Source organism: Mesorhizobium shangrilense (genome assembly GCF_028826155.1).
GTDB classification, from domain to species: Bacteria; Pseudomonadota; Alphaproteobacteria; order Rhizobiales; family Rhizobiaceae; genus Arvimicrobium; species Arvimicrobium flavum.
Map to the genome: position 1 here is coordinate 545,516 of NZ_JAQGPN010000001.1, position 23,996 is coordinate 569,511.

The 23,996-nt window shown below is 67.1% G+C and carries 18 protein-coding genes; 5 read left to right on the top strand and 13 right to left on the bottom strand.

Features of this window, described 5'->3' with window-relative positions; all coding sequences use genetic code 11:
- Positions 1-73 precede the first annotated feature (73 nt).
- The 5 genes from PD284_RS02760 to PD284_RS02780 all read left to right on the top strand — a co-directional run bounded on the left by PD284_RS02760 (position 74) and on the right by PD284_RS02780 (position 5,200).
- Positions 74-844 (top strand): alpha/beta hydrolase, encoded by a 771-nt coding sequence (locus PD284_RS02760; protein WP_274626699.1) that lies wholly within the window; start codon positions 74-76, stop codon positions 842-844.
- Between the two features lie 3 nt (positions 845-847).
- Complete coding sequence (locus PD284_RS02765) at positions 848-1,990, top strand: benzoate/H(+) symporter BenE family transporter (RefSeq protein WP_274626700.1); 1,143 nt, start codon at positions 848-850, stop codon at positions 1,988-1,990.
- Positions 1,991-2,106: 116 nt separating this feature from the next.
- Positions 2,107-2,574: a DUF2852 domain-containing protein gene (locus tag PD284_RS02770; RefSeq protein WP_274626701.1), complete on the top strand. Its 468-nt coding sequence runs from the start codon at positions 2,107-2,109 to the stop codon at positions 2,572-2,574.
- A gap of 1,179 nt (positions 2,575-3,753) precedes the next feature.
- Entirely contained in the window at positions 3,754-4,512 is a 759-nt protein-coding gene (locus PD284_RS02775) for a M48 family metallopeptidase (RefSeq protein ID WP_274626702.1), read from the top strand.
- A 52-nt stretch (positions 4,513-4,564) separates the two neighbouring features.
- Positions 4,565-5,200 (top strand): phosphoribosylanthranilate isomerase, encoded by a 636-nt coding sequence (locus PD284_RS02780; protein WP_274630525.1) that lies wholly within the window; start codon positions 4,565-4,567, stop codon positions 5,198-5,200.
- 25 nt (positions 5,201-5,225) lie between these two features.
- Here PD284_RS02780 and PD284_RS02785 read toward each other — a convergent pair whose 3' ends face one another.
- The 13 genes from PD284_RS02785 to ahcY all read right to left on the bottom strand — a co-directional run bounded on the left by PD284_RS02785 (position 5,226) and on the right by ahcY (position 23,935).
- Positions 5,226-6,557, bottom strand: coding sequence for a bifunctional folylpolyglutamate synthase/dihydrofolate synthase (locus PD284_RS02785; RefSeq protein WP_274630526.1), 1,332 nt, complete (start codon positions 6,555-6,557; stop codon positions 5,226-5,228).
- A gap of 63 nt (positions 6,558-6,620) precedes the next feature.
- On the bottom strand, positions 6,621-7,544 hold the full coding sequence (accD, locus tag PD284_RS02790) for an acetyl-CoA carboxylase, carboxyltransferase subunit beta (protein WP_274626703.1): 924 nt from the start codon (positions 7,542-7,544) through the stop codon (positions 6,621-6,623).
- Positions 7,545-7,589: 45 nt separating this feature from the next.
- The gene (gene trpA, locus PD284_RS02795) at positions 7,590-8,432 is read right to left on the bottom strand and encodes a tryptophan synthase subunit alpha (protein WP_274626704.1); all 843 of its coding nucleotides are present in this window, start codon (positions 8,430-8,432) and stop codon (positions 7,590-7,592) included.
- Positions 8,429-8,734 (bottom strand): type II toxin-antitoxin system RelE/ParE family toxin, encoded by a 306-nt coding sequence (locus PD284_RS02800; protein WP_274626705.1) that lies wholly within the window; start codon positions 8,732-8,734, stop codon positions 8,429-8,431. The genes trpA and PD284_RS02800 overlap by 4 nt, the downstream gene beginning before the upstream one ends.
- Positions 8,735-8,744: 10 nt before the next feature.
- Entirely contained in the window at positions 8,745-9,035 is a 291-nt protein-coding gene (locus PD284_RS02805) for a CopG family ribbon-helix-helix protein (protein ID WP_274626706.1), read from the bottom strand.
- Between the two features lie 64 nt (positions 9,036-9,099).
- A complete protein-coding gene (trpB, locus tag PD284_RS02810; RefSeq protein WP_274626707.1) occupies positions 9,100-10,320 on the bottom strand; it encodes a tryptophan synthase subunit beta in 1,221 nt (406 codons plus the stop codon).
- Positions 10,321-10,484: 164 nt separating this feature from the next.
- Positions 10,485-10,808: a thioredoxin gene (trxA, locus tag PD284_RS02815; protein ID WP_274626708.1), complete on the bottom strand. Its 324-nt coding sequence runs from the start codon at positions 10,806-10,808 to the stop codon at positions 10,485-10,487.
- A gap of 74 nt (positions 10,809-10,882) precedes the next feature.
- On the bottom strand, positions 10,883-14,404 hold the full coding sequence (addA, locus tag PD284_RS02820) for a double-strand break repair helicase AddA (protein ID WP_274626709.1): 3,522 nt from the start codon (positions 14,402-14,404) through the stop codon (positions 10,883-10,885).
- Positions 14,401-17,523, bottom strand: a complete 3,123-nt coding sequence (gene addB / locus PD284_RS02825; protein WP_274626710.1) for a double-strand break repair protein AddB — start codon at positions 17,521-17,523, stop codon at positions 14,401-14,403. The genes addA and addB overlap by 4 nt, the downstream gene beginning before the upstream one ends.
- Positions 17,520-18,224, bottom strand: coding sequence for a nucleotidyltransferase family protein (locus PD284_RS02830; RefSeq protein ID WP_274630527.1), 705 nt, complete (start codon positions 18,222-18,224; stop codon positions 17,520-17,522). Before PD284_RS02830 ends, addB begins: the two co-directional genes overlap by 4 nt.
- 26 nt (positions 18,225-18,250) lie before the next feature.
- Positions 18,251-19,762 carry a tRNA (adenosine(37)-N6)-threonylcarbamoyltransferase complex ATPase subunit type 1 TsaE gene (gene tsaE / locus PD284_RS02835; RefSeq protein WP_274626711.1) on the bottom strand — a complete coding sequence of 504 codons (1,512 nt, stop codon included), beginning with the start codon at positions 19,760-19,762 and terminating at the stop codon, positions 18,251-18,253.
- A gap of 8 nt (positions 19,763-19,770) precedes the next feature.
- Positions 19,771-22,335: a PAS domain-containing sensor histidine kinase gene (locus tag PD284_RS02840; RefSeq protein WP_274626712.1), complete on the bottom strand. Its 2,565-nt coding sequence runs from the start codon at positions 22,333-22,335 to the stop codon at positions 19,771-19,773.
- Positions 22,336-22,534: 199 nt separating this feature from the next.
- Positions 22,535-23,935, bottom strand: a complete 1,401-nt coding sequence (gene ahcY, locus PD284_RS02845) for an adenosylhomocysteinase (RefSeq protein WP_274626713.1) — start codon at positions 23,933-23,935, stop codon at positions 22,535-22,537.
- Positions 23,936-23,996: the final 61 nt, after the last annotated feature.

Genomic DNA, 23,996 nt, shown 5'->3' on the forward strand with positions numbered 1-23,996 from the left:
TGGCGGTGGCTTGGACCCTTCCGCCCGTTGCGCGCCCATGCCACAAGGCGGACGTATTCTCTGGAGATCGCGCATGAGTGAGCAACAGGCCGCCTTTTTTGACCACGACGGCGTCGAGATCGCCTACCGCCATCGCGAGGGCAAGTCGCCGGGCGTCGTCTGGCTGGGCGGCTACCGTTCCGACATGCTGGGCACCAAGGCGGAGGCGCTCGACGAATGGGCGGCCCGCACCGGCCACGCCTTTTTGCGTCATGACTATTCGGGCCACGGCGAATCCGGAGGCGAATTTCGCTACGGGACCATCTCGAAATGGCTGGGCGAAAGCCTCGCCGCCTTCCGTCGCTTCACCTCCGGCAGGCAGATCCTCGTCGGCTCCTCGATGGGCGGCTGGATCGCGCTGCGCATGGCGGAGGAGTTGCGCAAGGCCGGCGAGGACCGCGTGGCCGGGATCGTCCTGCTCGCCCCCGCGCCGGACTTCACGACCGAACTGATCGAGCCGAAGCTCAAGAAGTCGCAGAAGCGCGACCTCGAGACGAAGGGCTTCTTCGAGGTGCCGTCGGAGTACTCGCCGGAGCCATATATCTATACCCGCGCCCTCTTCGAAGACGGCAAGCTCAACCGGGTCTTGGGCAAGCCGATCGACACTCACAGTCCGGTCCACATCCTGCAGGGCATGGCCGACCCCGACGTGCCTCACACACATGCGCTGAAGCTGGTCGGCTGCCTGCCGTCCGACGACGTGACGCTCTCGCTCATCCCGGACGGCGACCACCGACTGTCGCGTCAGCAGGACCTCGACATGCTGATCGACGCTGTCGATGGGATGATCGAGCGGGCGGCGTAGCACATGCGTCTCTCCGTTCCGATCTCGGCCTTCGTTGCGGCGGTCGTCGGCTTCGGCGGGACGCTGGCCATCATCATCGCCGCAGCGGAAGCCGTCGGCGCCACTCAGGTCGAGACGGCGAGTTGGGTCACCGCCATCTGCCTCGCCATGGCCGCGGAAAGCCTGTGGCTCTCGTGGCGCACCCGCATGCCCGTCATCACCGCATGGTCGACGCCCGGCGCGGCGCTGATCGCGGCCTCAACCGGTTTCACCATGGCGGAAGCCGTCGGCGCCTTCATCGTCACCGCCCTGCTGCTGGTCGCCACCGGCCTGTTCCGGCCGTTGACCGCGCTGATCTCGCGCATCCCCGCCTCGGTGGCCTCGGGCATGCTCGCGGGCATTGTCGTCATCTTCGCGATCAATGCAGCCAGGACGATTCCGGCCGACCCATGGCTGATCCTGCCGTTGATCGCCGCCTTCTTCGTGATCCGCCTGTTCAGCCCGACGCTGTCGGTGCTTGCCGTGCTCGTCGGCGGCGGTCTGGCGGCCTTCCTCACCGGCCGCGTCGGCGGACTGCCGACCCCTGAGCTGTCGACCCTGACGACGATCTGGCCGGAATTCACCCTGCAGGCAACGATGGGCCTCGCCCTGCCGCTGTACCTGGTCACGATGGCCTCGCAGAACCTCTCCGGCCTCGCCGTGCTGCGCGCCGCCGGCTACCAGCCTGCGCCCGGCCCGCTGATCGGGGTCACCGGCTTCGTCTCGCTGCTCTCCGCCCCCTTCGGCGCCTCGACCACCAATCTCGCCGCCATTTCGGCCGCCATCTGCACCGGGCCGGATGTGCATCCCGATCCGGCCGAGCGGTGGAAGACCGGTCCCTTCTACGCGCTCGCCTACGTGGTCTTCGCTGCCTTCGGAGCCTCGCTGGTGGCCATCTTCGCCGTCCTGCCGCAGAGCCTCATCGTCCTTGTTGCGGGGCTGGCGCTGATGGGTGCGCTCGCCAACGCGCTCACCATCGCGCTGCAGAACGAAGGCGAGCGCATGGCGGCCACGACGGCGTTTGCGGTCACCGCCTCCGGCCTGACGCTCGCCGGTGTCGGATCGGCCTTCTGGGGACTGGTCGCCGGGCTGCTCGTGCTTGTCCTCGACCACATGAAAAGAAAGTAGACGTTTCAGGTACTTGTCCGGTTTCGGAGGCGATCGTCTTGAATCGCCATTTTCTCGATACCATGTCGATTCGAGCAGCAAGCACTCGCTGCCTCGAACCGAAGGAACGGGAGAAGATGAACACGACTGCACTGATCCGTCCGGCCTGGACGCCGGCGACCATCGCGCTGATGGTGATCGGCTTCATGGTGTTCTGGCCGCTCGGCCTCGCCATGCTCGCCTACATCATCTGGGGCGACCGGCTTGACGGCTTCAAGCGCGACGTCAACCGCGCCACCGACGGCGTCTTCGCCGGCTGCCGCCGCAATGCCGACAAGGCGCACCGCTGGGGCCATGGCGGCCGCACCGGCAACGTCGCCTTCGACGACTGGCGCGAGAAGGAACTCGAGCGCCTTGCCGAAGAGCGCCGCAAGCTCGACGAGACGCTTGCCGAGTTCGACGAATACGCGCGCGAGCTTCGCCGCGCCAAGGACCAGGAAGAGTTCGACCGCTTCATGGCGAACCGCAACAAGTCCACCGCGCCCGCCACGACGGACAAGCCGTCCAGGAAGGGCAAGGGCGGCGGCCTCCTCGACGAGGTCTGATCGCCCGGTGGGGTGACGTCCGATCGCCCGGTGGAGTGAACAAGCCGACGGCGTCGCGAAAGCGGCGCCGTCGGCGTTTGTGCGGGTGCGGGGCAATGGGAAGCGAGCGTCGGGGCGTTGACGCTATCTCCCTCCCTGGTGCGACGGCCCCTGGTTATCGGGGGGGGGAAACCGGGTGTCGCCGCCAGCTTGCCGCAGAGCGTGCCCCGCCGCGAACACGCCCCTCCCCGTCCGGGTTGCCTCGCTGGACATCGCACCATTGGCGCACGACCGCCCTGTTGCGGCATGGGTCCCAGGGTCGCGCTCCGCTTCGCTGCGCTTGCCCTGGGATGACGAAGGGTGAGATGCCGGCCGCTCGTCGCCAACGTTGGCGATGGATGCCCAATGAACGCAATCGCCAATGTTGGCGTGTTGCCTATGCCCGGTCGCCAACGTTGGCGTTCGATGTTGCCTATGCCCGGTCGCCAATGTCGGCGTTCGATGTCGCCTATGCCCAGTCGCCAGCGTTGGCGATTGGCGTGGCGCTCCTCCCCCCTTCGTCATCCTAGGCCGAAGCAGGAGCGAAGCGAACTGCGGAGAGCCTAGGACCCATGCCGTGACGCCCCGGCAGCACGCCGACGGCGCAATACAACACCCCCGTCGCCAAACGGAACGCCCGCCCAGAGCGCGAAAATGGGAGTTGCGCAGGGAGAAAAACGCCCCTTTCGCAGCCACTCGCAGCGCCGAGCTTCTCTTAACATATTGTTATCGCTTGCATTTCAGAGCGCCCGACATCTCCCCCCCGAAAAAGGATTCTCCCCACCCTCCGCACCGCCCCCATAATCCGCCTCGCCCCTGCACGGGAAACGGATGGCCACCGACCCTCCGGGCAGGGGACGGTGCCGGATCGGCAGCGCTACGGTCGCGCTGCTGGGTGATGAACCCCCAGGTCCGGGCCCCGACCGCCGACCGCGACCCGATGGGCCGGGCGGGACAGGTGGGGCAAGACCACCGGACGGGCGGCCGCGAGGCCGCACATTCTATGTTACGAGCGACCGGACGGCCGCCCGTCTTCCCGCTCCTCGCGGGACCGTTCTTTGACAATGGCCAGACGCGACAAGCGGGCGTGGCTGCAATTTGGCTCGCCCGTACCTCCCTCCTCTCTCGTCCGTCGCCGCGAATCAGTATTTGGTGCTTTCCATGCCCTTCGGTTTCCTCAAACGCGCGCCCCTGCTCGCCTCGCCTCCGGTCCAGCACCGTGAGCACGTGGTCGCCGGCCGCACACTGCCGTTGCGGATCGTCGAGAACGACCGCGCGCGCCGGTTGACGCTGCGCATCGACGCCGGCGGCCAGGGCTTGCGCGTCACCGTGCCGCCGGGGCTCGCGCGGGGCGAGGTCGAGCGCTTTCTTTCCCGCCATCAGGGCTGGCTGGAGGAGCGGCTGGCGAAGGTGCCGGACAGGCCGCAGGTCCGGCCCGGCGTGAAGATCCCGGTGCGCGGGGTCCCGCATCTCATCGTGCACGAGCCCGCGCCGCGCGGCACGGTGCGGCTGGAGACAGGCGAGGACGGGCCGACGATGATCATCCACGGCGACCGCCGCCACCTGCCGCGCCGCATCGCCGACTTCCTCAAGCGCGAGGCCAAGCGCGACATCGAAACGCTGGTGGCCAAGCACACCGAACGTGTTGGGCGCAAGGCGAAGGCGATCCGCTACAAGGACACGTCCAGCCGCTGGGGCTCCTGCACGTCCGACGGCAGCCTGTCGTTCTCCTGGCGCATCATGATGGCGCCGCCGCCGGTCATCGACTACCTCGTCGCGCACGAGGTCGCGCACCTGAAGGAAATGAACCACGGCCCAAGATTCTGGAAGCTGTGCAGGGAACTCTGCCCCGACACCGACCGCTGCAAGGCCTGGCTGAAGCGCAACGGCAGCGCGCTGCAGGCGATCCAGTTTGAGTGAGGGCAGCGCGGTTTTCCTCGACTCCGGCGGACGCAGGGATTATCTGCGCGGCATGGACATCAAGATCTGCGGACTGAAGACCGAAGAGGCCGTCGCCGCCGCGCTCGACGGCGGCGCGACGCATGTCGGCTTCATCTTCTTTCCGAAAAGCCCCCGCAACATCGATCCCGAGACAGCCCGGCGGCTGCGCGCCGGCGTGGAAGGGCGGGCCAGCGCGGTTGCCGTGACGGTCGATGCCGACGACGCCTTCCTCGACCGCATCGTCGCCGCAATGCGGCCCGACATGCTGCAGCTTCACGGCAAGGAGACGCCTGAACGGGCCGCCGAGCTGAAGGCGCGCCACGGGCTGCCGGTGATGAAGGCATTTTCCATCAGCGAGGCTGGCGATCTCGGCAAGATCACACCGTTTGTCGGCGTCGCCGACCGCTTCCTTTTCGACGCCAAACCGCCCGCGGGCTCGGAGCTTCCCGGCGGCAACGGCGTCGCCTTCGACTGGACGGTCTTGGACGGCCTGCCCGCGGATACCGATTACCTGCTGTCGGGCGGGCTCAACGCCGGCAATGTCGGCGACGCCATAAAGCTCGCCAATCCGCCCGGCCTCGACATCTCGTCAGGCGTGGAAAGCGCACCCGGCATCAAGGACGTGGAGCTTATCAGGCAGTTTTTCCGGGCGGTGCGGGCGGCGTAGGTTTTCGCGGGAAAACGCCCGCCCGTCAGACCGGTGGCGTGCCATTCTCGGCCAACACCGCGCCGACCAGATAGAGCGATCCGCCGATCAGGATTCGCGGCGGCGGCTCGCGGTCGTCCCAGGTGTCGCGCAGCAGCATCAGCGCATTGGCGACGGAGCCTACCGGTTCGGCCGACAGCCCGGCCTCGGTGGCGCGCACCGCGAGTTCGTCGTTCGGCACGCTGGATTCGCTCATCGTCACCGGAACCGTGAAGACATGCCGCGCCATGCCGTGGAAGGCGCGGAAATAGCCGGTCTGGTCCTTGGTGTTGATCATGCCGGAAATGAGGAAGAGCGGCCGCGGGTTGCGCTCCTCCTGTTCGGCAAGCGCCTCGGCGACGACGAGGCCGGCCCCGGGATTGTGGCCGCCATCGACCCAGATCTCGGCGCCTTTCGGGGCGAGTTCGGCCAGTTTGCCCGACGCCAGGCCCTGCATGCGTCCCGGCCAGTAGACGCTCTGCATCGCCGCTTCCGCAGCCTCGTGCGACAGGTCGAAGCCCGCGGCGCGGATGGCCGCGATCGCGGCGGCGGCGTTGGCGAACTGGTGGCGGCCGCTGAGGCGCGGCGGCGGCAGGTCCATCAGTCCGGTCTGGTCCTGATAGACCAGCCGGCCGTTCTCCTCATAGGCGAGAAAGTCCTGGCCATAGAGCTCGAACGGGCAGCCGAGCCGCTCCGCCGTCTCGACGAGCACGGCCTGCGCGGCATCGAACTCCTGCGCACCGATGACGACCGGTACGCCCTGCTTCATGATGCCGGCCTTCTCGGCGGCGATCAGTTCGACGCGGTCGCCAAGGTAGGCCTGGTGATCGGGCGAGATCGGCATGATCAGCGATACCGCCGGCTGCTTCATCACGTTGGTCGCGTCGAAGCGCCCGCCAAGCCCCACCTCGATCACGGCGGCGTCCGCCGGGTGCTCGGAGAAGAGCAGGAAGGTGACGGCGGTCAGGATCTCGAAGACGGTGATCTTTTCCCCTGCATTGGCCGTCGCGACGCGGGACATCGCCTCGGCAAGCACCTCGTCGCCGACGAACTTGCCGCCGCCCGCAGCGCCCAGCCGGTAGCGCTCGTGCCAGTTGACCAGATGCGGCGAGGTGTGGACGTGGACCGTGAGCCCCTCAGCCTCCAGCAGCGCGCGCGAGAACGCCGCGGCGGAACCCTTGCCGTTGGTGCCGGCGATATGGATGACCGGCGGCAGCCGGTCCTGCGGGTTGCCAAGGCGGTCCAGCAGGCGGGTGATGCGCTCCAGCGAAAGGTCGAAGCCCTTCGGATGCAGCATCATCAGGCGCTCGATTTCGCGATCGGCAAGCAAGGCGGTCATCGACATGACTTAGGCGCTCCCCGCCGCGCAAACAATCACGTTTCGCGGCGTCGGATGACGGGTTCAGGCCGACGGGCGCGCTTCCGCCGCGACGGCGGGCGGAGGCAGGATCTCCGGCTCGATCGCCGCCACTTCCGCCGGGGTCTTGAGCAACAGCTTCAGAAGCCGCGCGACGGTGGACTTCATGTCGAGACGGGACACCACCATGTCGACCATGCCGTGATCCATCAGGTACTCGGCGCGCTGGAAGCCCTCGGGAAGCTTCTCGCGGATGGTCTGCTCGATGACGCGCGGGCCGGCGAAGCCGATCAGCGCGCCGGGCTCGGCGATGTGGACGTCGCCCAGCATGGCGTAGGACGCGGTGACGCCGCCGGTGGTCGGGTTGGTCAGCACGACGATATAGGGCAATCCGGCTTCCTTGAGCCGATCGACCCCGACCGTTGTGCGCGGAAGCTGCATCAGCGAGAGAATGCCTTCCTGCATGCGCGCCCCGCCGGAGGCGGCGAACAGCACGAGCGGCCGCTTCTTCTCGAGCGCCGTCTCGAACGCCCTGATGATCGCCTCGCCGGCAGCCATGCCGAGCGAGCCGCCCATGAAGGAGAAGTCCTGAACGGTGGCCACGATGGGAAGGCCCTCGATCGTGCCGAGGCCGGACAGGATCGCGTCCTCGAGCCCGGTCTTGGCCTTGGCGTCGCGAAGCCGGTCGAGATAGCGCTTCTCGTCCCGGAATTTCAGCGGGTCCACCGGCGCCTTGGGGTTGTCGATGACGTCATAGCGCCCGTCGTCGAAGAAGTATCTCAGCCGCTCCTTGGCCGAGATCTTCATGTGGTGGCCGGAGGTCGGGATGACGAACTGGTTGCTCTCCAGGTCCTTGTGGAACACCATCTCGCCCGTCTCGGGATCCTTGATCCAGAGGTTCTCGGGCATATCGCGGCGGCCGAGCATCGAATTGATCTTCGGCCGAACGTAGTTGGTGATCCAGTTCATGATGCTTTTTCTCGGGCTGGTGGACGGTCCGGGAGGATGGGACGCCTATTGGGCGACTTGAAGGCGGGCGGCGCGGACGCCCTGGGCGAGGCCGTTGACCAGCGTCGCCACCGCCTCCGCCGGGTCGGCGGTCGTCCGGCCATCGGGACCCAGCACGTTGGCGACCGCATTGACGATCGCAGTGCCTACGACGACGCCGTCGGCGGATGCGCCGATGACGCGCGCCTGCTCGGCGGTCTTGACGCCGAAGCCGACACAGACCGGCAGCGAGGTATGGCTCTTGATGCGCTTGACCGCAGCCTCGACCTTGCCGGTATCGGCAAGCGCCGAGCCGGTGATGCCGGTCATCGACACGTAGTAGACGAAGCCCGAGGTGTTCTCGAGCACCTTGGGCAGGCGCTTGTCGTCGGTCGTCGGCGTCGCCAGCCGGATGAAGTTCACGCCCGCCTTGAGCGCCGGCACGCAGAGCTCCGCGTCCATTTCCGGCGGCAGGTCGACGATGATCAGCCCGTCGATGCCGGCCGCCTTGGCGTCGGCCAGGAAACGATCCACGCCGTAGATGTAGATGGGATTGTAGTACCCCATCATGACGATCGGCGTGTCGTCATCGACGGTGCGGAATTCAGCCGCCATCTGCAGCGTCTTCGCCAGCGTCTGCCCGGCCTTCAGCGCCCGCAGGCCAGCGGCCTGGATGGCCGGCCCGTCGGCCATGGGATCGGAGAAAGGCATGCCCAGCTCGATGACGTCGGCCCCGGCCTTCGGCAGCGCCTTCATGATGCTGAGCGAGGTCGCATAGTCAGGGTCGCCGCCCATGAAATAGGTGACCAGCGCCGGCCGGCCCTCGGCGGCGAGTTTCTCAAAACGGCGGTCGATACGGGTGGTGGTCATGTCTCTCCGTCGTCTGGCAATCGCATGTGAGCCGGATCGGCGCGCCGATCCCAAACGCGCAGGATTTCGATGGCGTCGTCGCCGATCCTGTAGATCAGCGCAAACGGCGTTCGCGGAACCGAATATTCGCGATAGTCAGTTTGTGCAATGGCTTTGCCGAGACGTGGATTGTCCGCCAGGTGCGCCAGTGCACGCTCCAGCCGACGATACGCCCTCGGACCGCCCTCGGGAAAGACGCCGAGGTAATAGTCGGCCAGCCATTCGAAGTCCGCCCTGGTGGTCGGCAGGAAGACGAGTCTCATCCAGACGCCGTCAACGATTGCGAGGCGTCAGAAAGACATCGGGCTGTGGTGGCGGAGTCCGCTTGCCGTCAAAGAGATCTTCCACCCAGCGCATCATTGCTTCGCTGGAGATGAACACGCCTTTATCGGCCTCGACAGTGCGCTGCTGGATCAGCAACCGTTCCCGCTCTTGGCAGTCAAGGTAAGATTTGATGGCCTGGCTGGCAATGTCGTCCAGCGCAACGTCCTGCAAAGCGGCTTCCCGTTTGAGGCCTTCAACGGTTTCCGCGTCCAGGCGCAAAGACAATGGCATCTCGCCCATCACAACGTCTCCAAGCTCGGATCCATCCTATCATGGGATACAGAGCGAGGCCAACGATCTACCCTCAGATCTCCATGCCCATCATCTTGGCGACCGTGTGCACGTCCTTGTCGCCGCGGCCGGACAGGTTGACGATCACGATCTGGTCCTTGCCCATCTTCGGCGCCACCTTCATGGCGTGGGCGATGGCGTGGGCGGATTCCAGCGCCGGGATGATGCCCTCCACCTTAGTCGTCACCTGGAAGGCGTCGAGCGCCTCGTCGTCCAGGATCGGCACGTACTCGACGCGGCCGCTGTCGCGCAGCCAGCTGTGCTCCGGGCCGACGCCCGGATAGTCGAGGCCGGCCGAAATCGAATGGCCGTCAAGGATCTGGCCGTCGTCATTCTGCAGCAGATAGGTGCGGTTGCCGTGCAGGACGCCCGGCTTGCCGGCGTTCATGGAAGCGCAGTGCTCGACCCCTTCAAGCCCACGGCCGCCCGCCTCGATGCCGACGATCCTGACGTTGCGGTCGTCCAGGAACGGATGGAAAATGCCGATGGCGTTGGAGCCGCCGCCGACGGCGGCAATGACGAGATCCGGCAGCCGGCCTTCCTGCTCGAGGATCTGCGCCCGCGCCTCGTTGCCGATCACCGACTGGAAGTCGCGCACGAGCTCGGGATAGGGGTGCGGACCGGCGGCCGTGCCGATCAGGTAGTAGGTGTCCTCGACATTGGTCACCCAGTCGCGCAGCGCCTCGTTCATGGCGTCCTTGAGCGTGCCGTGACCGGAGCTGACCGGCCGCACTTCCGCGCCGAGCAGCTTCATGCGGAAGACATTCGGCTTCTGCCGCTCGACGTCGGTGGCGCCCATGTAGACGACGCAGGGATAGCCGAAGCGCGCCGCCACCGTCGCCGAGGCAACGCCGTGCTGACCGGCGCCGGTCTCGGCAATGATCCGCTTCTTGCCCATGCGCTTGGCGAGCAGGATCTGGCCGAGGCAGTTGTTGATCTTGTGCGAACCGGTGTGGTTGAGGTCCTCGCGCTTGAAGTAGACCTTGGCCCCGCCGAGATGCCGCGTCAGTCCTTCGGCGAAGTAGAGCTTGGAGGGACGCCCCGCATAGAAGGTCGAGAGCGCCGAAAGCTCCGCCTTGAAGGCGGGATCGTTCTTTGCCGCATCCCAGTGCGCCTGCAGGTCCAGGATGAGCGGCATCAGGGTCTCAGCGACGAAGCGCCCGCCGAACAAGCCGAACATGCCCTGTTCGTCGGGGCCGGTGCGGAAGGAATTTGGTTCGATCGGCTTGTTCATAACGTTTCCGGTTTGCGGTGCGGGCGGCTGCATGCCTGCCCCGAGCAAGGTCGCAGAGGCTTATGACTCTCCGCGGAAAAATGCAAACGCGCGAGCCTCCGACCAAACAAAAAGGTCCGGCGCGAGCGCCGGACCTTTTGCTTGGAAGTGCAGCAAACGGGACGTCAGGCGACGGCGCCGTTGATCCAGTGCGAAAGCGCGGTCTTCGGGGCCGCGCCGACCTTCATGTCGGCCACTTCGCCGCCCTTGAAGATCATCAGCGTCGGGATCGAGCGGACGCCGAACTGCGCCGCGAGCTCAGGATTCTCGTCGATGTTCAGCTTGGCGATCTTCACCTTGCCGCCGAGTTCGGCAGAAATGTCTTCGAGCGCCGGGGCGATCATCTTGCAGGGACCGCACCACTCCGCCCAGAAATCCACGACCACCGGCTCCTTGGCGTCCAGCACGTCGCTCTTGAAATTGCTCTTGTCGACCGTCACGGTGGCCATACTGAAGAATCCTTTCGATGCTTGGTCGCGCAATATGTGGTGCAGTGCGGCGCACCCTTCAAGCAGGCCTTGTCTCACGGCCGCGTGAGTCGGGCAAGCGCGGCGTCCATCACAACGGCGGGAACCTCGATCAGTTTCGGCGTCTCGGTGAAGAGCAGGGCGGCCGAAATCTTCCTGTTCGGATAGAGGGGCTTCAGCAGCACTGCATAGAGCGCCATCTGCAGCACATAGGCTTCGGGCGCCTGGTCGATCGAGGCCGGCGGCGGACGGTTGGTCTTGTAATCGACGATCAGCACTTCGTCGGCGGTGACGGCGAGGCGGTCGATCGTGCCCGACACGGCGCGCTCCTGGCCCCGCACCATCAGCGTGCCCATGACCGAGACTTCCGCCCGGGAGTTTTCCGCGAAAATCGGAGAAAAGGCGCGCGAGCCGAGGATCCCCATGACCGACGCGAGCGATCTCTCGGCCTCGCCGGCGGGCCAGTCAGCGGCGACCCTGTCGAGATAGCGCCGCGCCGCCGTCTCGCGCTCAGCTTCGGGCAGGGACGGCAGCATCTGGAGAAGACGGTGACTGGCAAGCCCCCGGGCGATCGCGAAACTCGCCCCGCCGTCGGAATCGAGCACCGGCGAACGGCCCGCCGCCTCCCTGTGCGTCGCCAGTTCCTCGTCGATCAGCACCGAAGCGCCCGAGGGCGTCAGCGGACGCGGCAGTTTCTCGTCGGGCGGAAGCGGCTCGAAAAGCCCGGGCGGAAGCAACTGCAGCTCAGCCTGTCGGCCGGACGTCTCGCGCTCCGGCGCGTGCGCCATCACCACCGGGGCAACGCGATAGCGCAGGATCGTGTCGCCCTCGCTGTCGCGGTCGATCTGCCTCGTTTCACTTGCGCCCTCGAGCGCCCGCGAAACGATCGAATGCCAGGTGCCGGAAGCGGGCGGCCGCCTGCCGTGATAGCCGCAGACGATCAGGCGGTCCTCGGCGCGCGTCATGCCGACATAGAGGAGCCTCCGGTACTCGTCGTCGGCCGCCGCCGCGATGTCGGTCTGGATGGCGCGCACGGTGGAGTTGGCGACGTCGCTTCCGGGATACCAGAGGTAGGCCTTGGCGCTGCCGAGGTCGTCCTTGAACGCAAACGGCATCAGGCTCGGCATGTGCTGGTTGGTGAAGGAGGCGCTGCCGCTGTCGATGAGGAAGACGACCGGCGCCTCCAGGCCCTTCGAGGCGTGCACCGTCATGATGCGCACCTCGTTGCGGGTCTGGTCCATCTCGCGCTTCACCTCGAGCGCGCTGCCTTCCAGCGTCGCCAGGAAAGCCTCCAGTCCGGGCAGGCCGGCGCGCTCCTCCGCAAGGCAGAAGCTCAGGAACTCATCCAGGATCTCGCCGGCCTCGTGGCCGAGGCGGCCGATCATCTTGCGGCGCACGCCATCGCGACCCAGCACACACGAATAGAACTCGAAGACCGGCTTGTAGGCCGCCTCGTTCGCCCATGCGTCGAGCTGCTCGGCGATGGCGGCCAGCGTCGCGTCCTCACGCGCCATGTCGCGCAGCGATGCGCGGAGCGACCGCTTGCCCCGCCCCCACGAAAGGTCGAAAAGCTTTTCCTCGGTGACGCCGAAGAGCGGGCTGCGCAGCACCGCGGCGAGCGAAAGATCATCCTCCGGCTGCAGCAGCAGGCGTCCGAGCGCCATCAAATCCTTGACGGCGATGTGGCCGGGCAGCAGGAGCCTGTCGGCGCCGGCGACCGGGATGTCGCGGTTCTTCAAGCTGCGCGACAGCGCATGCATGAAGCTGTCGCGCTTGCGCACCAGCACCAGCACGTCGCCCGCGGTCAGGGCCTTGCCCGTTCCTTCGATGATCTCGCCATTGTTGATCCAGCGCTCGATCGTCGCCGCCACCGTTTCCGCCAGACGCACGGCCGGCGCGCTGGCATGGTCGATCGGCGTGGACCAGTCATCGGGGTCGTCGACCTGCTCGACGCCGAGAGAAGGCCACAGCTCAACATAGCCGGGGGTCAGTTCGCGGATGGCGCTGTGGGCTATAGGCTCGCCGTCGCGCGTCAGGCCGCGCCGCGCGTCGTCATTCCCGAACACGACGTCGACCGCCGACAGCACGTCGATGGTCGAACGGAAGGACCAGTTGAGCCGCACGTCGGCGAAGCGACCGTCGGCGCCGCGGACCCGGGGGGCGAAGTGGTGCTTGGTCTCGGCGAACGATTCCGGGCGGGCTCCCTGGAAGGAGTAGATGGACTGCTTCTCGTCTCCCACCGCGAAGATGGTGCGGCGCACCCCGCGGGCGCCCTCTCCGGCGAAGAATTCCTCGGTGAGCCCCTTCACCACCTCCCATTGATCGGGACTGGTGTCCTGCGCCTCGTCGAGCAGGATGTGATCGATGCCCTTGTCGAGCTTGAACTGCACCCAGGCGCCGGCATTGCGGCGCGCCAGGAGCCTCAGCGTGCGCGTGATCAGGTCGTTGAAGTCGAGCATGCCCCGGGCGCTCTTGACGCGCTCGTAGCGGGCGATCATCCAATCGGCGAGGTCGAGCGCCGCGCAGGTCGCCTCCAGCATGCGGAACAGCGCCACGCGGTCGCAGGCGACGACGATCGCGTCCGCCGCCGACATATAGCGTTCGGCGAGGTCCGGCAGCTGCTGGTGCATCGCCTTCTTGAAGGCTTTCGCCGCATCGTAGGGCTCGCCGTTCGCCTTCAGGAACCCCTGCTTGAGCAGCGTGAGCCTGAGCACCGGATCGGACTCGGCGAAGGCTGCGGACGCGTGGGGCAGGATGCTGTTGATGACCGTGCGCGCATCGGCGGCCTCGGCAACCTGCGCAAAATCCCGGAAAAAATCCGCAGCAAAGCCCGGCAGCGGCCATATCGAAGCCGCGATGGATTCGGAGGAATCGCGAGGTCGGAAACCCAGCGCCTCGAACAGGCGCAGATACGGGGTTTCGTCGATCTTCACGGCGTCGATGAAGGCGCGCAGGCCGTCGCGCTTGGCGACGATCTCGCGGAGCAGCTTCTCCAGCCCGTGCTCCCCGCCATGCTTGAGCACTGTCGCGAAGGCGCGTTCGAGCTCGGGATTGTTGGCGGCGCCCGCGCCCGTCAGCATCTCCCGCCGGACGGATTCCACCAGCGCGGCCTCCATCTTCGGGTCGAGCAGCTCGAAATGTGCGGCGATGTTGGCTTCTAGCGGGAACTGGTGGAGCACGGACTCGCAAAAGGCGTGGATCGTCTGGATCTTCAGCCCGCCCGGCGTCTCCAGCGCCCGCGCGAATAGCCGCCGGGCGGCGGCGATCTTTGCGGCGTCCGGCTTCTCGTCCTCGAGCTGGCGGATCTGCTCGGCAAGCGCCCGGTCCGGCATCGTCGTCCAGGCGGCGAGCGTCTTGAAGACGCGATTGGACATGTTGGCGGCTGCCGCCCGCGTATAGGTCAGGCAGAGGATCTTCGACGGATCGGCGCCGCGCAGCAAAAGCCGCACGACGCGCTGCGTGAGCACATGCGTTTTGCCGGAGCCGGCATTTGCCGAAACCCAGGCCGAGCTGGACGGATCCGCGGCTCGCGCCTGGTCGGCGCGCGTCTCGTCGGGAATCCGGACGGTCCGCTTCATGACCCCTCGCCTTCCGCATCGCCGCCGCCGGCCGACCATTCGAGCACGCGGGCGAGGTGATCATAGTCGCCCTCCGTGTCTCCCTCGCGGAACGGCAGCGCGCGCGACAGATAGCCGGTGGCCGGACTCTGGTAGTGCAGGATCAGCTCTTCGAGGCGTCGCCAGGCGTCTTCGGCGAGGTCGTCGGCGGGCCGGGAATTCCGATTGTATTCGAGGATGGACTCCTCGTTGACGAGGCCGTTGGGGCGCAGGCGCACAAAGGCCAGATCGGAAAGGTTCGGCGTCCCCAGCGGCCTGAACGCGCCGCGCCGCAGCAGCGCGCCTTCGAGCGCGAGCTGCGGGGAGAGCAAGGTGTGGGCCTGCCCTTTCGATGGCGAGGAGCCGGTCTTGTAGTCGAGGATGACCGCCATCCCGCCGGAGAGGATGTCGATGCGGTCGGCGCGTCCGGACAGGGTGACGCCGGTGCGCGCCACCTCCAGCGCCAGCGCGGCCGCCTCGGCATGACGCGACCTCACTGCCGCAGCACGCCGCGCTTCCCAGGCCAGGATCTCGGGCGCCATGCGCAGGAAACGCGGCCACCAGATCGCATGCACGTCGGGCGGCAGTTCGATCTCCGCGAAGCAGGCGTGGCCGATGTCGACGAGACCGTCGAGCGCTCCACTGCCCAGCGCATCGACGCCGCTTTCCGTGAAACGGTGCAGGATGTCATGGAACAGCGTTCCGCGATCCGCCGCGCCGGGATCGCGCACCAGCGGGTCGAGCGCCTGCAGGCCGAGGATGCGCTTGGCGTAGATGGCGTAGGGGTCGCGGCGCAGCGTCTCGATCTCGGTCACGGAGAATTTTCGCGGACGCGCCTCGAGCGGCGGCTTCGGCTCAGGCCGCCTGGCGAAGGGCTGCTTGTCGCCAGCGTCGAGCTGGCGCGCCCAGTCGAGCAGCACATTGCCGCGCGCACGCATCTTCCCGGCCTGCTCGTCGCCGACATAGGTGAGCAGCCTCTGCAGCCAGCGCGACGCCAGCGCCGGCGCATCGCCCGAGCGCGCGGCGCGGGTGAGCACCACCTCGCCCGTGCCCATGGCGATCATGAAGTCGTGCGCGGCGAGGCCGATCCGGCGTTCCGGGGGCTCGAGCTCAAGACCGGACTTCATCATGCGCGACATGAAGCGGTCGGCCTGCGCCTTGCGCGGCCAGACGCCCTCGTTGAGACCGCCGAGAACCAGCATGTCGACGGTCTGCAACCGCGCCTCGAGCTGCCCCCAGATGGCAATCCGGCTTTCCGCTCCGGGGTTGGGCTTCACCACTTCGGGCGAGATCAGGGCCGCGAACACGTCCGGCCATTCGCCGGCGACGAGATCGAAGGCCGCATCCGAGCCGACCAGCGAGCGCAGGAACTCGGCCAGCGTGGCGCCCGCTTCCCCGGCATAGAGCTGCTCCAGCCCGCCATCCGCGGACCGGCCCAGCGTCTCGAATGACTGGATCGTTTGCCGCGCGATCTCGGCAAGGTCTACCGACCGGGCCTCACGCAAGGCGGCGAGCGGAGCGATCGCGTCGCCGAGGCTGGCAAGCGCGGTGCGGGCCTCCGCGAGGCGTTCCTCGTTCAGGCGGGCCAGCCAATGGGGCTGACGCACGTCACCGGCGAAGCCTGCAAGCCGCTCCTCGAACAGCGCCGGCAGTTGCGCGGCGTCGGGGCGTCCTGTGCCGCCTCTCAGCGCCACCAGTTCGACCGTCTCGAACGCCCTGCGCACGAGCGCCCGCTCGAGCCCGAGGGTCAGCAGCGGATGCTTGAGCAGGGCCACGACCGGCACCGGGTCGCCGGGCCGGAAGACGGCCTCCAGGAGCAGCGTCAGGAGCTCGGCCGGGGACGTGCGGGTCAGCGGCGTACCGCCGGAATCATCGGCCACGACGCCCAACCGCAGCAGCTCGGTGGAGACGCGCCGGGCGAGATTGCGGTCGCCGGTCACCAGCGCCACGCGCGCGTCCGGCCGTTGCGCCGCGCGCTTGAGAGCGACGGCGATCGCCGCCGCCTCGTCGCGCTCGTTGGCCGCCTCCACCAGGGTCACGCCGGCAAGCGCCGCATCGACGTCCGCGGGCGCGGCGGCGACGGCCGATCCGGAGGCCCAGGCGTCGGTGGTGACCGCGGGCCGCAGCGCGTCGCTGACCAAATCCTTGCGGACCTGGAGATCCGGGTGCAGGGACGCGAGTTGGGTCACGTCCTCGCGCGTCGCGCCAAGCTTGCGCAGCAGCTTGGCCAGGCCGAACTGGGGATGGCCGAGGACGGCCGGTTCGGGCGCAGGGTCGTCGATGATCGACCAGGACGGCGCGTCGAGATGGGTGTCGAGCCCCGGCAGCACGACCGCGCCCTGCGGCAAGCGGGCGATCACCGACAAGAGTTCGGCCGTGGCCGGAATGGAACCCGTGGAACCCGCGGCGATGACCGGCCCGGCGGCTGGGCTGCGCCTCAGCCGTTCGGCCTCCAGCGCCATCAGGCGGCTGCGATGCGCGGCCGGATTGGACTGGCCGCGCTCGGCGAGCACGGCGGGCCATTGATGCGTGACGATCGACAGAAACTCGAGGGTGACCTGCCACCAGCCGGCAAGTTCGCCGGGAACAAGGTCGGCCAGTCTCGACCAGTCGGCTCGCTCCGTCTCGATCTCGTCCATCAAGGCTGCCAGATCGCGGGCGTGCCAGATGGCATCGGCCGCCGAAGCGGGAACGATGACCTCCTCCTCGAACAGCTGCGCCACATGCGCCGGCAGTCGCCGCTTCCAGGCGCGCACCAGCTTCGCCAACAGCAAAAGGCGGTCGAGCGGGGCGATCGGCGGCGCAAGGTCGAGCGAGCCGGCGATTGCGGCGTCGAAGACGGCGCCTTCCTCGTCGAACTCGCCCAGAGCCCGGATGGTGGGAAGGATCGCGGAACCGCCCGAAACCTTGCCGACCAATACGCTTCTCAGCTCGCGGGCGGCGCGGCGCGTCGGCAGATAGATGGTCACGCCGGCCAGCGCCAGCGGATCGCGCGCATCGAAGCCGGCAATCAGGCGACCGGAAAGCAGGGCCTCGGCGAGGCTCGGCAGAAAGGGTGCGCCGGGCGGGATGGAGAAGAGATGGAGGCCGGGGTCGCTCATCGCCCTTCGGCGCGCGCCCGGGCGACCGCCGCCTCCGCCGGCGCGATGGCGTCGGGCGTGCCGACGGTGATCCAGTCGCCCACCAGCGTCATCCCGAAGAGGCGGCCGGCGGCGATCGCCTCGTCGAAGTAGCGGTTGAGGGAAGCCGGTGCGACTTCCTTCCCGGCGAACAGGCGCGGATTCATGATCGCGGCCCCGGCATAGATCACGCCAGACGGGTCCTGCCTGGAACGCGAGAGGCGACCGTCGGCATCAATCAGGAAATCGCTTCCGCCGCTGTGCCCGGTCGCCGATTCGAGGTCGGAAAGCATGAGCAGAATATCCATCCGCGCGGCATCCCACGCAAGGGCGAGCGCATCTAGGTTGGGGATATCCCGGTCGATCCAGAAGGTATCGGCGTTGAGCAGGTAGAACGGTTCGTCACCCAGTTCGGGCAACGCCTTGACCACGCCGCCGGCCGAGTCGAGCAGGCCATCCTGTTCGTCGGAGATGACGATACTGGGCATGGTGCGCTGGGCGACATGCGCGACGATCTGATCGGGCAGGTAGTGCACGTTGACCACTGCCTTGCGGACTCCGGCCTTCTCCAGCAGGTCGAGCGACCAGTCCAGCATCGGCTTCCCGGCGATGCTTACCAGCGGCTTGGGCATGATGTCGGTGATCGGGCGCATGCGCTTGCCGAGGCCGGCGGCAAGCACCATGGCCGTCTGGGGCTTCCAGGAAAACGTCAAGCGGAAACCTCGTCGAGCAAGCCGTGGCGGCGGTAGAGATCGGCAATGTCGGCCAGGGCCGGATGCGCCAGGGCGCGGCGCAGATAGTCCCGGATGCGGGGCAGATGCTTAAGGTAGGCAGGCTTCCCGTCGCGGCGATCGAGCCGCACGAAGATCCCCAGTATCTTCGAGTTCCGCTGCGCGGCCGTGATCGCGTAAGCCTCCGCGAAGGCGTCGGCGTCGAACGAAACGGCAGCCTTTCGCGCCGAGACATAGGCCTCGACCGTCGCGCTTTCGACGTCGGCGGGGACGGTCACCCGGGCATCCATGGCGAGCGAGGCGACGTCGTAGGCCAGCGGTCCGATGAGCGCATCCTGGAAATCGATGATGCCCAGCCGGTCATGGCCGGAGCGGCCTTCGCGCCAGATGAGGTTGGGGGAATGATAATCGCGCTGCACCAGCCCCGTTTCGGCGGAGGCCAGGCGGTCGCTCAGATTGCTCCAGGCGAGGTCGAATTCCCTGCGCAGGCTGTCGCTTGCCGGCTTGCCCGTCGCCCACGGCACATACCAGTCGAGCAGCAGCGCCACCTCGATGAGCATGGCCTCCCGATCGAATGGAGGCACGTCGTGCCAGATACCGGGCGCAACCGGCAAACGCGGGGAAGACGGCTTCTCGTGCAGCCAGGCGAGCAGTTCGGCGGCAGCCCTGTAGCGCGCGACGATGGGCCTGCCTTCTGGATCGATGACGCCATCGGAGCCCAGATTCTCGATCAGCAAGAACCCCCGATCGAGATCCTGGGCATAGATCGTAGGCACGCTGACGCCGGCATCGGCGAGAGCGCGGTCCACCGCCACGAAGGCGGCGACCGTGCGGGCGGTGTGCGCGATCTCCGCATAGGCCTTGCCGTCCTTCACCGGAGGACCGAGCACCAGCGGCGGCGAATTCATGAGGATACGCGGCTCGCGGCCGGCGAGCACGACGGTTTCGTAGCTGCGCGCCGAGGCGTCGCCGGCCAGACGCCGCCGATCAGCCTCTCCCCAACCAGCGCGGCCAAGGAAGTCGCGCATCGCCAGCGAGCGCTGTACGCGTTCGAACGCCCCGCCTCCGCCCGCGATGCGGACGAGGCGGCCGTTGCCCTCGTGCGTCAGGTCTATATGGAGCGTCTCCTTCGGCAGCGCGTCGCCAGCCCGGTCCGGCCACTCGACAAGCGCCGCTCCCTGCTCACGCGCCTCGTCGAAACCGAGTTCGCCGAGCTCGTCCGGCGACGACAGGCGGTAAAGGTCGAAATGGTGGATCGGCACTCTCGCCTCATAGGACTGGACGAGGGTGAAGGTGGGGCTTGGCACGTCGAGTTCGGGGTCCGCCGCCACCGCGCGGATGAGGCTGCGCGCCAGCGTCGTCTTTCCGGCGCCCAGATCGCCGTGCAGCGCCAGCACGTCGCCGGGGCGGATGGCTTGGGCCAGGTCCTGGCCGAGGCGGACGGTGTCTGCTTCACTGGCGAGGAAGCGTTCCAGCATAGGGCCCGTCATGATGCGGCTTACTCCGCCGCATCCTGCATCTGTTTCGGCTCTCTTGGAAAGAAGCACACGACTGTTGTGCCCTGTTCCTGTCCCGACTCGATGCGGACCGAGCCGCCATGCAGCTCGACGAAGCTCTTGACGATCGACAGACCGAGGCCGGCGCCGCGGCGGCGGCCGCCATTGGCCCGCGTCTCGAAGCGGCGGAAGGCGATATCCAGCACCTCCGGCGGCATTCCCGGACCTTCGTCCGAGACGGCAAACTCCATGCCGTTCGCCACCTCGCGGCAGGCCAGCGAGACAGTGCTGCCCTCGGGCGCGTAGTTCGCAGCGTTGCTGAGGAGGTTGGCGAGTACCTGCCGGATGCGGTTTTCGTCGCCGACCATGGATTTCGGGGCTCCCCCGACATCGACCGAGAGCCCGATCCGGTGCTCGGAAAAGCGGTCGGACACCATCTCGGCCGCGGAAGCGATGACCTGCGTGATGCGCACCTCGCCAACTTCGAGCCGCATGATGCCGGCATCGACCGTGGCGAGGTCGAGGATATCGTTGACCAGCGTCAGCAGGACCGACGACGAGGAGAAGATATGCCGGACATACTCTTTCTGGCGCTCGGTCAGAGGGCCTGTCGCGCCGGCGTCGAGAAGTTCGGTGAAGCCGATGATGTTGGTCAGCGGAGAACGCAGCTCGTACGAGACGCGCTGGACGAAATCGTTCTTCAGCTGGTCGGCTTTCTGCAGCGCCTCGTTCTTGTCCTGCAGCGCCCGCTCGACATTGACGCTGTCGGTGACGTCGATGAAGGTGAGCATGACCTGGCCGTTGGGCAGGTGGATCAGCGCATAGCGCAGCACGGTGCCGTTCTTCAGCTCGGCCTGCCCCTGGCGGTCCCGGCGCTCGTCGTCGAAGCCGGTGACGGCGGCCACAAAGCCGTGCCACGGACTGTCGATGGCCTTGTCGTCGCAGGCAGTCCGCAGGGCGGCGATATGCGTCTCGTTGGTGGCGCTCCCCGGCGTCAGGCTCCAGAGCCGGAAGAAAGCTGGGTTGGCGAGCCGCATGCGGCCGTCCGGACCGAACACGGCGACGCCCTCGGTGAGGCTGTCCAGCGTCTCGCTCTGCACGCGGATGGCCGTGTTGTAGCGGCTTTCCAGCGCGAACTTCTCGGTGAGGTTCTCGAAAACCCAGGTCACGCCGCCCTTCGGCTGCGGATTGGCGATGACGCGGATCGTGCGGCTATCGGGCAGATGCCACCAGTGCTCCGCGGAATCGACCGATCGGTAGACGCTGAGGAGGTTGTCCTTCCAGCGCCGCCACTCCGGCTGTTCGGCGATCTTGCCGTCGCCGCGCAGCCGGTCGAGCAGCAGCGCATTGTCGGGCGAGCTGTTGAGGAAGGCGATGTCCAGCTCCCAGAGCTTCTGGAAGGCGTTGTTGTAGAAGCGCAGCTTCTGGTCCGCATCGAACTGCGCCACAGCCGTGGTCAGCTGGTCGAGCGTGTCGGCCTGGTTGCGCATCATCTGCGCGTAGTCCTCGCGCATGGCCTCCATCGAACTGACATCCAAAGCGAGGCCGGCGGCGCCGGATGGGCTCGCAAAATCGGTGACCGTGAACAGCTTGCGGTCGCCGTGGACGACCGTGGACACGGTCTGCTGCAACAGTTGCTCGGACTGGTGGTGCCGGGCGATCGCCTCCCGCGCCTGCGTGCCGAGCAGTTCCTTGCCGTCGCGCACGGCCGCTTCGGAACTCTCGGCTTCGACGGCCTGGGCATAGGCCCGGTTCACCCATTTGAGGCGTCCATCGGCGGACCGCACCCAGAACGGCATGGCAAGCGCGTCGGCCATGCTGAGAAGGTTTTCCCAGTCGGCGCTAAGACGCTGGTTCTCCAGCCTCAGGCGGGCCTCTGCCCGTTGCGTCTCGGACAGCGAAACGAAGCGCACGATCGCGTGGCCGGGCGTCTTGCGGCCGCGCACCTCGAGCGGAGCGCCGTTCTGGCTCTCGATGACACGGTCGAAGGGCGTTCCCTTCTCGCGCAACGCTGCGATCGCGTTCTCCAGTACGGAAGCTGAGCGGGGCGACAGCCAGCGGCCGAAGGCGAGGAACGCCGCGCGCTCGTCAGGCGCGCCGGACTCTGACGGCAGCGCACCCACCAATTCAGGCTTCGACTTGTCCGACGTCCACACGACAACACGCTGGTCGCGCAGATTGAGCAGCGACTCTGTTCGCGACAGGGATGCGTTGAGATCCGACACCTTGGCTCGCAGCGACGCGTTCTCGGCCGCCGTGCGGGCACGCTCGCGGATCAGCCACAGCGCCGAGAGGAGAGCCGCGCCGAGCACGCCGGTGAAGACGGCGAACTGGATGACCTCGAACGTACCGACGGACAGTCCGGGTATGCCGAAGACGTCCGCCTGCTGGGCCGGTGCGCCGTGCGCCGAAACGGTCAGTCCAGAAAATGCTGATGCGGAAAGCGCGGCGCGAAGGCGGCGCAGACGCGGCCGCGAGACCATGCTTCCGCGCTCCGCGATCTGGCGCGAATCGTCATGGCCGCCGGATACGGCCTCTCCCGCGTAGCGCGGGTTGTCCCCCGGCATGTCTTGTCCTCTCGCCGCTAGAATCCCAAGACCGCCTTGTCCGCTTCCGTCCATGCCCCGATCGCGGAAGCGGATACTTCGCGAATCACCTCACAATAGACTCTGCGGGAATCCCCGTGAAGAAGCTTTGGGCCAAAAAGAAACGCCGGGGGATATTCAATCTCCCGGCGTCAATATGTTGTGTTTATTGCTTACAAAATCAGTACCTGTAGTGCTCCGGCTTGAACGGCCCCTGTGGCGTGACGCCGATATAGGAGGCCTGTTCGCTGGACAGCTCGGTCAGCCTGGCGCCCAGCTTGTCGAGGTGCAGGCGGGCGACCTTCTCATCGAGATGCTTCGGCAGCACATAGACCTTGTTCTCGTACTTGCCGGGCTTGGTCCAGAGCTCCATCTGCGCCAGCACCTGGTTGGTGAATGACGCCGACATCACGAAGCTCGGATGGCCGGTGGCGTTGCCGAGGTTGAGCAGGCGGCCTTCCGAAAGCAGGATCATCCGCTTGCCGTCCGGGAAGGTGATCATGTCGACCTGCGGCTTGACGTTCGTCCATTTCAGGTTGCGCAGCGAAGCGACCTGGATCTCGTTGTCGAAGTGGCCGATGTTGCCGACGATCGCCATGTCCTTGAGCAGGCGCATATGGTCGAGCGTGACGACGTCCTTGTTGCCGGTCGTGGTGATGACGATGTCGGCGGTCGGCGCGGCGTCCTCGAGCGTGACGACCTCAAAGCCGTCCATCGCGGCCTGCAGCGCGCAGATCGGGTCGACTTCCGTCACTTTTACGCGCGCCCCGGCGCCCTTCAGCGAAGCCGCGGAACCCTTGCCCACGTCGCCGTAGCCGCAGACCACGGCGACCTTGCCGGCCATCATGACGTCGGTGCCGCGACGGATGCCGTCGACCAGCGATTCCTTGCAGCCATACTTGTTGTCGAACTTCGACTTGGTGACGCTGTCGTTGACGTTGATCGCCGGGAACGGCAGCAGGCCCTTCTTCTGCAGCTGGTAGAGGCGGTTGACGCCGGTGGTCGTCTCTTCGGTGACGCCACGGATCGCGTCGCGCTGCTTGGTGAAGAAGCCAGGCGTCGCGGCCAGGCGCTTCCTGATCTGGGCGAACAGGATTTCCTCCTCTTCGCTGCCGGGGTTCGACAGGACATCCTCGCCGGCCTCGGCGCGCGCGCCGAGCAGGATGTACATGGTGGCGTCGCCGCCGTCGTCGAGGATCATGTTGGAGAGGCCGCCGTCGGCCCACTGGAAGATCCGGTCGGTGTAGTCCCAGTAGTCTTCCAGCGTCTCGCCCTTCACGGCGAACACCGGGATGCCCGAAGCCGCAATCGCCGCGGCGGCGTGATCCTGGGTCGAGAAGATGTTGCAGGAGGCCCAGCGAACCTCGGCGCCGAGGGCCGTCAGCGTCTCGATCAGCACCGCCGTCTGGATGGTCATGTGGAGCGAACCGGTGATGCGCGCGCCCTTGAGCGGCTTGGCCTCGCCGAACTCCTCGCGGCAGGCCATCAGGCCCGGCATTTCCGTTTCGGCGATATCGAGTTCCTTGCGGCCCCAATCGGCCAACGAGATGTCGGCGACGACGTAGTCATTTTGAGCTGCCACGGCAGGTCTCCGTTGATGATTGCGTTGCGACGCGGGATCAGCGTCGGACAGTCCTGGAAAG